This window comes from Desulfosarcina sp., assembly GCF_033791525.1.
In the GTDB taxonomy this organism is placed as follows: Bacteria; Desulfobacterota; Desulfobacteria; order Desulfobacterales; family Desulfosarcinaceae; genus Desulfosarcina.
The window spans coordinates 1-10,015 of the sequence record NZ_JASJGN010000003.1 but is presented as its reverse complement, the minus strand read 5'-3'; the positions used below and the strand labels follow the sequence as shown (position 1 = coordinate 10,015).

The window sequence follows — 10,015 nt, the reverse complement described above, 5'->3', positions numbered from 1 at the left end:
CGGTTATGTGGGCGGACGGCTCATTCCGCGCCTGCTGGCCGGCGGCCACCGGGTGCGCGCCATGGCCCGCTCCCCCGAGCGGCTGCGTTGCCGACCCTGGGGCGGCCATGAAAAAATGGAAATCGCAGCCGGGGACGCCCTGGACCGGGATACATTCGTCCGGGCGGCCGAAGGCTGCGGGACGGCCTATTATCTGATCCATTCCATGAATGCCCACAAGGGACGTTTTGCCGATGCGGATCGAACGGCGGCTGATAACATGGTTGCGGCAGCCAGGGAAAACCGGTTGTCCCGCATCATCTACCTGGGCGGCCTTGGCGAACAGGGTCACGAAGCCCTGAGCCACCACCTGAAATCGCGTCACGAGGTGGAACGGATCCTCCAGGCAGGTCCGGTGCCGGTGACCAACCTGCGGGCGGCCATGATCCTGGGATCGGGCAGCGCTTCCTTCGAGATGCTGCGCTACCTGGTGGATCGTCTGCCAATGATGATTACCCCCCGATGGGTCCAGACCCCCTGCCAGCCAATTGCCATCGGCAACGTGCTGGATTACCTGGAGGGGTGTCTGACGGTTCCCGAAACCATTGGCAAAACCTTCGATATCGGCGGGCCGGATGTGCTGAACTACCAGGACATCATTCAGATTTATGCCCGTGAGGCAGGCTTGCGGCGGCGTTTCATCATTCCCGTACCGGTGCTGACCCCCTGGCTCAGTGCCAAGTGGGTTCACCTGGTGACGCCGGTACCGGCCGCCATCGCCCAGCCCCTGGCCGAAGGATTGAGCATACCCGTGATCTGCCGGGACCATCGCATTCGGGATTTGGTGCCGGTGAATCTCACGGATACCCGGCAGACCATCCGAAAGGCCCTGGACCGTATCCGCCAGGAACAGGTGGACACCTGCTGGTTTGACGGCGGCGGCAGTCTGCCCCCGGAGTGGACCACCTGCGGGGATGCCGATTATGCCGGCGGAACCGTGCTGGGCGGAGCCCACCGTATCGTTCTGGCGGGTGACGCAAAAACGGTCTGGTCGACGGTAGAGGTCATCGGCGGCAAAAACGGCTGGTACTTCGCCCACAGCCTGTGGCGGCTGCGGGGCATTATGGACCGCCTTGCGGGTGGCCCCGGCCTGCGGCGGGGACGCCGTCATCCTACCGACCTGCGTGTGGGCGACGGACTTGATTTCTGGCGGGTCATCGCCGTGGAACCGCCCCATCGCCTTCTGCTACTGGCGGAGATGAAGACGCCGGGGGACGCGCTGCTTGAATTTATGATCACACCGGAAGGCCCGGGCAAGGTGGAGCTGAAGATGGTGTCGCGTTTCCTGCCCCGGGGCCTGGCCGGCATTCTCTACTGGTACGCCCTGCTACCCACTCACCGGTGGCTTTTTGAAGGCATGCTGCGCGCAGTAGCTGGAAAAACCGGTCTTCCTATAATGAATGGTCCTGAAAAAGCCCCGATGACCTCGCCCCTCGAATGCCGTTTGTAGAGCCCATGTCATCAATAGTCTGCGTGCCGCGTGCCCATGGCGGCGTTATGAAGCGGCGACCTGTATGCGCCACGTTTTTATCGTTGGATACGTTGCCCTGAACGGCATGCAATGTAAAGTTCATGCCTGACATCATAATACCTTGTAAATTATGATTTCGTCTTCCTTGCCTTTTACTCTAACCGATTCAAGTTGTACGGTATCATAGGATTCGGAAAGAAGATTAAAGGTGGTCTGGCTGATGATGATATCACTATCATATTGTTTGGTCAGTCCTTCAATTCGGGAGGCTGAATTGACCGTATCTCCAACCAAGGCATATGACATCCGATCTTCGCTGCCGATGTTGCCCGCAAGCACGGCTCCGGAATGGATGCCAATTCCGTGAGACAGCGCTTTAAATCCCTGCTGTTCAAGCCTCATATTCAAGGCGCCCAGGCGCTTTCTCATCTCCAGGGCCGCTTTCACCGCCATATCAGGATGGTCGTCAATACCAATAGGCGCTCCGAAAGCCGCTTGGATTTCATCTCCAACATATTGTAATACGATGCCATTGTTAGCTTTAATGGCCAGGGTCATTTCATTAAAATATTGGTTCATAATAGTAACCACATGCTTGGGATGGTTTTGCTCCACTAAGGGTGTGAAATTTCTCAGGTCGGAAAATAAAAGGGTGGCCCGTTTCATTTCCCCGTCAAGGGAAGTCTTGCCGGCAATGATTTCATCCATGATCTCCTGGGAGAAAAATTTCCCAAATGATTCTTTTATGTTCTGGCTCTCTCGCATGCTTTTTATCATCAGGTTGAAACCTTCGGCCACATCACCCAATTCGTCATTGGATACAATTTCCACACGGGCATCCAGATTGTTCTTTTCAACCTTTTTAATGGCATCTTTTATTTGAAGAAGGGGTTCGGATATACTTTTTGACAGAAAGTAAGCAAGGATCAAACAGATGGCCAATGAATCTGTTACAATGAAAACCAGTTCCCTGACAAGGGATGACATGATCTGGGCTCTTGTGATTGCATCAGCTATATGAAGTGCCATAATCTTGGAATAGATAGCTATGCTAAGAACCGGCAGCGGAATGAGAGTAATGCCTAAAAATACGATTATAAATCGTTTTTGAACACTGAGCTTAAACACATGTTTGACACGACTCAGGTATCCTTCAGGGAAAAATTTAGGAATAAACTTCCGCCATGCATTTTCCAGAACAAAATAGAGAATCAAGGTTGTGACACCGCCACCCAGAAGGGAAATTCCAAAAAACTGCCTTAAACAATAAATGAGGTTCGGCGTCTCAATGCTGAAAATTTTACTGGCCATCAATGGTTGCAAAAGTCCGAATATAAACCCTGCCAGGATCCAGACCATAAAGGTAATTACAGACACGACCATGGGAAATCGCAGGGCTTCCCTTTGAAGATGATAAACTTCGGATTCTTCCAGGGAGTGTATTTGAATATGGCCATAGGCAACTTTGAAAAGGGTTTTTACGGTTTTTCTACTGCTCACGTTAAAACCTAAGACCAGGACTGCAGTACCGATTACAAAAAAAAGGGGTGAGTAATAAGCAGGGATATTCTCATGAAGCACACCCGATTTCAGGATTAATGAAAAGTATAAAAAAGTGAATACGGCACCGATTATATTTATCAATGGCAGTAAAAAAGTGATTCTTTTCATAACCAATCCTTTAGATTTTTTCTGTGGCTCGGGTAGACTTATATATTGTGGGCCTGCAAAAGTGTGTTCGACCCCTTGTTGTTATATCAAACTGAAAGATATGACACGGGGCAATTTCCTTTTCAGCATAGGTATTTGTGTTTAATAATCGAATTGGCCTGACAGTCAGGCTAATTGAGAGACTCGAATTATTGGTTGTGTCCAATAAATCAGATCGGATTGAAAACGAAATGACGTTTAAATGAAATTTGACTATAATTGATCAGGAGATCGAGCACAACCTGTCGTATATCAAGAAAATAAGCTCTTGCTACAGATACCGTGCAAAAAATGGATCGAAAGCCGGTTTTAGCTCACTTTCACATCCGCTTTCGGCTTGGATGTGAGAATGGGGCGGCTGGTATGCGCACTTGTGTCTTGGTCAAGGGCTTGAACCGATGTCAGGCCGAAATCACCCAGGATCGTGTACAGGAAAGGAACCACCAACAGCAGAAAAATGGTGGAGGCGATCATGCCGGACACGACACTGGTGGCCAGGGGGATGAGAATCGGGGCCTGCAAGCTTTTCTCGGACAACAGCGGCAACAGCCAGGCGATGGTCGAGAGTGATGTGATCAGTACCGCCCAGGAGCCCTCGCGACTGGCATGACGGGCGGCATCGGCGATCATCCGGCGATGACTCCGGATGCCTCGGCGACAACCCCGTCGGGTGGACCGGTGAGCCGTGCCCTGAGGATGCGTCCGATGAAGATCGGGTGGCCGCCGGCATCCACGGGGAGTTGATCCTCGGTTTCGATGGTGACGGTTCGGGTGCTGGTGCCGGCTTCCACGGCCAGGGTCCTGACCATGCCGGCCAACTCGTTTTTGGCAAATGCATCGGCTTCTTCGAAGACGTTGAAGCGTCGGGCGCCCGAGAGGCCTTCGATGAGAAACCCGCTGCCGCCGCCGGGAATGATGCGCACCTGGCGTTCGATGACGACGTTGCTGGTAATGGCCCCGATGGCGTTGGCCACGTCGGCATGCTCGGGCAGCACGGCCCGTGCACCGATCATGGCGGCAGCCCGGGGAAGGAAAAAAGCGATGGGTGCACCGATGCCGATCACCGGCCGCTTGAAATCGATGTGCAGACGATAGTAGTTGTTGCCGCCGGAAAATACGTTATTCATCAGGGCTTTGCAGACCGGGCAGCTGTGCAGGGCCTCGGGGTTGACCTCATCGTCCAGCTGGCGCTTTAATATCTCAAGGGCCAGGTTCTGCGATACGGTTTCCAGCAGCTCCTGCCGCAGCTCAGTTTCATCCCTTTTACTCAGGGCGGCGATCATGCGGAAGAACGGCCTTACCGCCGCCGTGTCCCAGCGTTGAAATTCACCGGCCAGATGGAGCAGATCGGTCGGGGTCAGGCCGCAGCGCTGGACGACGAAGTTCTCTTCCAGGCGCTGAATCGGGAGGTGGCGGTCGATGAGAACGCCGGTTTTGCGGGTCAACTCGTCGATGGAATGGGGTCGCCTTTCTAACAGGGCCAGGACCGTCTTCTCCATCTCCGTGGGATGGAGATGGTCCGCGGTCCCGGTAAGGGCTAAAATCTGCATATTGCGGGTGGAGGTTTCAAAACTGCGCAGCCGGGTGTTCAGATAATCGATGGCTTCATTGGCACCGCTAAAACTGGATCCCAGCCAAGCTATGGGCGCCACCCGGCGGGGACCGATGGAAAAAAGGCCTTTCTCCCGGTTGATCAGGCTGTCCCCCCCCAGGCCGGCGGTGCGAATGTCTAAAGCCCGCACGTGGGTTCGACGTCCGGCTACGGTGGATCCGGTGCTGCAGACGCGTACGCTGCCATGTTCCACCGCCGCCGTATCCGTGGTGGTGCCGCCCACATCCACCACCAGGGCATCCTCAAGGCCGGTGAGATGTCTGGCGCCGGCCACGCTGGCCGCCGGCCCGGAGAAGATGGTTTCCACCGGACGCGCTTTGGCCATTTCCGCCCGCATCAGGGTGCCGTCTCCCTTGACCACCACGATGGGCGCGAGAATTCCTATCGCTTGGAGCGCCTTTTCGAGGTTGGCGATGAGCTTGCCCAACCGGGGGACGATCCGGGCGTTCAGCACGGCCGTTGTTGCCCGGATCCTGAAATCGAGAATGCTGGACAATTCATGGCCACAGGTGACGAACAGGCCCGTCTCAGACCGGATGATACGCCTGACGGTGGTTTCGTGCTCAGGATTGATGGCACCGGCAAAACCGGACACGGCAAAGGCGTTGACCCGGTCTTTCTCCACCATTCGCCTGACGATCTTCCGCACCTGGGTGGTATCGACCGCCTCGATTTCCTCGCCGGTGATAGACAGGCGGCCGGGAACCAGCGCTTTGGGTTCATGGGGGTAATCATTAGGATCGTAAACACCGTAAGGCGGCATGAGCAACAGGCCCACCTTCTGCCCGTCGCCCTCCACGATGGCATTGGTGGCCAGGGTCGTGGACAGGGCCACCATTTCCACCTGTTTCAGTTGGTTTGGATCCAGTTTTTCCAGGGCTTGGCCGATACCGATGGTAAAATCCCAGCGGGTGGTCAGCGCTTTGCCCTTGCATTGCGTTATTCCGGTTTTGAAATCGTAGATGACGGCATCCGTATAGGTGCCGCCGGCGTCGATGCCCAATCCGATGGCGGCGGTGTGCGTCAGGGATGTACGGTCATCGGCAAAAATGACGGTGCCGCTGTCATTGGCGGGTCTGCCCTCCCACAAGGGGTGCGATGAGAGGGTGCCCGTCACGGCATCGAATTCGATTGCATGGTGGGGTTCGACAAACAGGATATCATCCGTGGTCTGGGTACCGACCAGCATTTTTTCGATCAGGTCCAGGCTTCCGGAGATTTTCTCATACGTCCACCCATAGGCCTCGGCCATCTCCTTGGCATGATCCTCGTATGTCGATCCATTCCTGGAACCGGTGTCGATATACGCGGCCCGCTGATAATTTTTCTGCCATGAATTCAGAAATGTGATCGTCCGGTCCGCCGCCTGATCGCCGTACTGGCGGGCGATATCGTCAAAATGCACCCGCTTGTCGCCATACCAGGCCTGCAGCTTGCGTTGGGAGACCGGTACGGCCTTCTCCTCATGCCATCCGGCGGAAATATAGTAAGTCCCGGGGAATTTTCTGAACTCCCTGCGATACGACTCGGCGCCACCCAGAAACATGGCGATGCAGTCATGCACTTTGGGAATGCTCAACGGAATATCACGGGACTGGATGCCGATGGTGCCCCTGCCGCAGACGCCGTAACCGATGACGATGCGGCCGGCCTCGCCGGCAGCCGACACCTCATCAATGGCATCCTGGAGTTTTTGCTTCAATAAATCCGGCCGTTCATGAAGGCCGGCTTCCAAAAATTTAAAATCGACCGCCAACCCTAACTGCCTGGCGGCGTATTTCATGTCCACACCCAGCACCGCACATCCGATGACGACTATCTTGTTTGGTTTCACTGCATCTCCTTGTGATTACCCGCATACACTGTTGCCGCATTTACCCCATTGTTGCATAAACAATTGTCTTCCTCATTTTTTTTACCGTATATCTTTCGCAACGCTCGGGTTTATTGGTTATACTGATTTTTGGCAATCTTTTTTAAAACAGTAAGCTGCTTTTCCAGCAAGTGCAATGTCAATAAAAAGGACTCGAGCCCCTTTTTTATCTTTCGTGGAGGTCACCAGGTGGTGTATCGTGCTCACCAACGATGAGTGGTCAGCCCGCTTAAACGCAATCCAATCAGGGGTAGCTGCCATGTTTAAAAAGAAATTACGTGTGTCATCGGGCGTCAGCCAACTCGACCGGGAGTTGGGGGGCCTGTTTATCGGCGACAACGTGGTCTGGTATGACAATGCCGGCAGCCTGGCCTCGATCTTCAGCCTCAATTTCATCCAGGTAATCCCAGCGCCAGAACAAGCCTTTGATCTACATCACCTTTGACCGATCCCCCAAAACCCTGATAGAAGATCTGGGTTCCCTGGCGGAGAATCAGCACCTGACCATCCTGGACTGCTTTACCCACGGTAAAGGGGATGGCAGCGAGGTTTTCAGCAAATTTTATGAGAAAGACGGTGCGCAGTGGCCGTACCAGATTGTGCGAATCAATGCGCCCGGAGACCCGCAAGTGGTGTCGGAGGCTTTCTACAACCTCCACGGGACCATGACGGGGGACGTCCGGTTCGTCTTCGATTCGCTCACGGGCATGCAGGACTTGTGGGGCGGGGAAGAGGCGATCGGGAAATTATACTCACGTGCCTGCCCGCGGCTCTACGAACTGGGGACCATCGCCTACTGGATCATGGAAAAAGGTGCCCATTCAAAACGCCTGAGGGCCAGCATAAACCAGATTGCCCAGGTGGCCATCGACCTTTCCGTCAACCGGGGAAAGTCGGCATTGACCATCCTCAAGGCGGACAAGCGCAGACCCGATGCGTTGAACCGTCCGCTGGTCTACTGGAACGACGGGCTGGACGTGGCCTTTGAAACCGAAACGGGCAAAGGCGGAAATATCGATCTGGGCGGTCGGGTGAAGCAGATTCGAAATCGCCAGTCCATGCCCCAGAAGGAACTGGCCGCCTCGGTGGGTGTGACCCCCAGCACCATTTCCCAGATCGAAAGCGGCACCATTTATCCCTCATTGCCGGCATTGTTTAAAATCGCCCAGGTGTTGAACCTGCCGGTGGCGGCCTTCTTCCAGGACCGATCAACGGCGGTCGACCAGGTGGTGTTTTCCGGCGGCCGCACCCGGATCAACCTTTCCAATCTGCCGAAGCGGGATGTTACGGGCCACCGTCTGAGTCCGGCAGATTTTGATGCCGACGCCGAACCCTACCTGATAGAGATTTCTGCCGGGGAAAAACTATCCGCTCATTTCTTTATCCATAAAGGACAGGAGATGGGGTACCTTCTCGAGGGCCGGCTGGAACTTAAAATCGGTAATCGCCTGCACCGGGTCGGGCCGGGGGATGTGATCTACCTCACCAGCGAATTGCCTTCCCAATGGAAAAACACGGGTGAGGGCGTGGCCAGGCTATTGTGGGTCAAGATTAGGTAGTGTCCATTCAGAAACGGCATCTTTCGGCCCAGGCCGGCGTTCTCGCTCGTTTAAAATCCTCGACGTAGCGCTGCTACACCTGCGGGTTCAACCTCGTTGCGGCCTTGGCTTGAACCAAAATCTACCCTTTCTGGACGGACACGGAAGAATAAGGATGGCGTGTGTACAAGTGTATAGGAAACAGGGGGGCGATGCACTGAGAAAAAATATCCAACAGGGGTTGACGTGACGCCCGTCGCACTATTTTTTATACCCTGAACCCTGAACCCTGAACCCTGAACCCTGAACCCTGAACCCTGAACCCTGAACCCCTTCTTCGAAGGAAGTTTTCCCATGAATGATATCCGCCGCCGAACCGTCGCCGGGCTGAATGCCGGCGACACATTCACCCTCACCCGGACGTTCACCGAAAAGGATGTCGAGGCATTTACCGAAGTGACCCGGGATCATAACCCCATTCACTCGAGCAAGCGATTCGTTGGCCTCAAGGGGTTCAGCGATCGGATCTGCCATGGTCTTCTGGTGGGCGGCATGATCACCGAGATGGGCGGCCAGATGGGATGGCTGGCCTCGGGCATGAATTTCCGTTTCATCAAACCGGTTTACTTCAACGATACCATCACCTGCCGCTGTACCCTCACTGCCGTGGATGAGAAGAATCGGGCGGAGGCCGAAGCCGTCTTTACCAACCAGCATCATGAGATCGTTCTGGAGGCCTGCCTGTTCGGCGTCCTGCCCAATGCCCGGGAGCGGAGGGTGCTTCAGGATTTGTGAGAATCGGAAGTGACCCATGCGCGTTTGACGGCCACGTCAGGCATGGGGTAATGCTTGGTGTTCAGCGTATAGATTTTTCCATTGAATTGTATGGCGGTTGCGGCCAGGATGGCGTCGTTAACATCGATGCCGCGCTGCGGATTCCAATGGCGATAGAGCTCACCAGCCTTATCGATGATTCGTTGGTCAACCGGTGCAGTCCTGAACTGGGACAGAAACATCATTGTGGCGTCCTCCTCAACCGGCCGCATGAAAAAGACCACCTCGGCACGTTGCATGGCGCCGATCCACAGCTCACAATTTTCCTTGTCTCGAAGCTTTTTCAGCAGATTGAGCGCCTTCCGTTCACCTCGCAGATGCCAGATGAGAACATCGGAGTCGATAAATGCCTTCACCGCTTGTATCTTTCCTGTGATTGGCGCATGGTATCCTTGACGGATCGAACCGTTTCGGTGGCCGATTCGTCTCGCTGCCAACTACCCAAGGTATGGGTCAGAATATCGAATTTCAGTTCCGCCTCGATCTTTTCCGCATACTGCCGAACGGCATTTTCCAAGATGGCCTTTTTTGACGTGCCCAGTTTTTTTGCCAATATGCCGATGTGTTGAATGACGGCCTCATCCATTCGCGTTGACATAATCTTATCCATGATGACCTCCAATTCCATACGTAAGGAATATAACGTAAGAAAATAGATGTGTCAATGCATCACCCCCATGAGACTGCCGTTGGGTGTTGGGCGGCAAGACTGACATATGGACCCGATGTAGAAAAAATGTCGAATAGTTTTGACTGGGTTCCAGAATCCCCTACGTTGGCTCCTCGTTACCCATCGACGTCAGTTGGTCCGCCCATTCCACGGCCTCCCTGAATGCCGCGGTTACCTTTTCCCGGTTCAGGTTGAGCCGCTTCATCATGACGTCGGCATCCTCCCAGCGATTCTCTTCGACGCACTGGGCCAACTGGACCAAGGGTAG

Annotated in this window: 9 protein-coding genes; 4 read left to right on the top strand and 5 right to left on the bottom strand. The window is 54.6% G+C overall.

Annotated elements, in window-relative coordinates:
* Positions 1–1,489, top strand: a 1,489-nt coding sequence (locus QNK41_RS00100; RefSeq protein ID WP_319252492.1) for an SDR family oxidoreductase, incomplete at its 5' end; no start/stop codon positions are given.
* Positions 1,490–1,621: 132 nt separating this feature from the next.
* Here QNK41_RS00100 and QNK41_RS00095 read toward each other — a convergent pair.
* The 3 genes from QNK41_RS00095 to QNK41_RS00085 form a co-directional block, all read right to left on the bottom strand.
* Entirely contained in the window at positions 1,622–3,181 is a 1,560-nt protein-coding gene (locus QNK41_RS00095) for an adenylate/guanylate cyclase domain-containing protein (protein WP_319252490.1), read from the bottom strand.
* A 348-nt stretch (positions 3,182–3,529) separates the two neighbouring features.
* On the bottom strand, positions 3,530–3,850 hold the full coding sequence (locus tag QNK41_RS00090) for an efflux RND transporter permease subunit (protein ID WP_319252488.1): 321 nt from the start codon (positions 3,848–3,850) through the stop codon (positions 3,530–3,532).
* Positions 3,847–6,666: a DUF1638 domain-containing protein gene (locus QNK41_RS00085; RefSeq protein WP_319252486.1), complete on the bottom strand. Its 2,820-nt coding sequence runs from the start codon at positions 6,664–6,666 to the stop codon at positions 3,847–3,849. Before QNK41_RS00085 ends, QNK41_RS00090 begins: the two co-directional genes overlap by 4 nt.
* A 238-nt stretch (positions 6,667–6,904) precedes the next feature.
* Here QNK41_RS00085 and QNK41_RS00080 point away from each other — a divergent pair, with 238 nt between their 5' ends.
* The 3 genes from QNK41_RS00080 (at position 6,905) to QNK41_RS00070 (ending at position 9,038) form a co-directional block, all read left to right on the top strand.
* Positions 6,905–7,150: a hypothetical protein gene (locus QNK41_RS00080; RefSeq protein WP_319252484.1), complete on the top strand. Its 246-nt coding sequence runs from the start codon at positions 6,905–6,907 to the stop codon at positions 7,148–7,150.
* Positions 7,131–8,264 carry a helix-turn-helix domain-containing protein gene (locus QNK41_RS00075; protein ID WP_319252482.1) on the top strand — a complete coding sequence of 378 codons (1,134 nt, stop codon included), beginning with the start codon at positions 7,131–7,133 and terminating at the stop codon, positions 8,262–8,264. Before QNK41_RS00080 ends, QNK41_RS00075 begins: the two co-directional genes overlap by 20 nt.
* Positions 8,265–8,597: 333 nt before the next feature.
* Entirely contained in the window at positions 8,598–9,038 is a 441-nt protein-coding gene (locus QNK41_RS00070; RefSeq protein WP_319252480.1) for a MaoC family dehydratase, read from the top strand.
* On the opposite strand, the gene QNK41_RS00065 is transcribed toward QNK41_RS00070, so the two are convergent.
* The gene (locus QNK41_RS00065) at positions 9,026–9,433 is read right to left on the bottom strand and encodes a type II toxin-antitoxin system VapC family toxin (protein ID WP_319252478.1); all 408 of its coding nucleotides are present in this window, start codon (positions 9,431–9,433) and stop codon (positions 9,026–9,028) included. The genes QNK41_RS00070 and QNK41_RS00065 overlap by 13 nt on opposite strands.
* On the bottom strand, positions 9,430–9,687 hold the full coding sequence (locus tag QNK41_RS00060) for a hypothetical protein (RefSeq protein ID WP_319252476.1): 258 nt from the start codon (positions 9,685–9,687) through the stop codon (positions 9,430–9,432). The genes QNK41_RS00065 and QNK41_RS00060 overlap by 4 nt, the downstream gene beginning before the upstream one ends.
* Positions 9,688–10,015: the final 328 nt, after the last annotated feature.

Bases quoted from the DNA above. Each gene is read 5' to 3' on its own strand.
- QNK41_RS00095 (WP_319252490.1), bottom strand. From the start codon at position 3,181: ATGAAAAGAATCACTTTTTTACTGCCATTGATAAATATAATCGGTGCC.
- QNK41_RS00090 (WP_319252488.1), bottom strand. From the start codon at position 3,850: ATGATCGCCGATGCCGCCCGTCATGCCAGTCGCGAGGGCTCCTGGGCG.
- QNK41_RS00070 (WP_319252480.1), top strand. From the start codon at position 8,598: ATGAATGATATCCGCCGCCGAACCGTCGCCGGGCTGAATGCCGGCGAC.
- QNK41_RS00060 (WP_319252476.1), bottom strand. From the start codon at position 9,687: ATGGATAAGATTATGTCAACGCGAATGGATGAGGCCGTCATTCAACAC.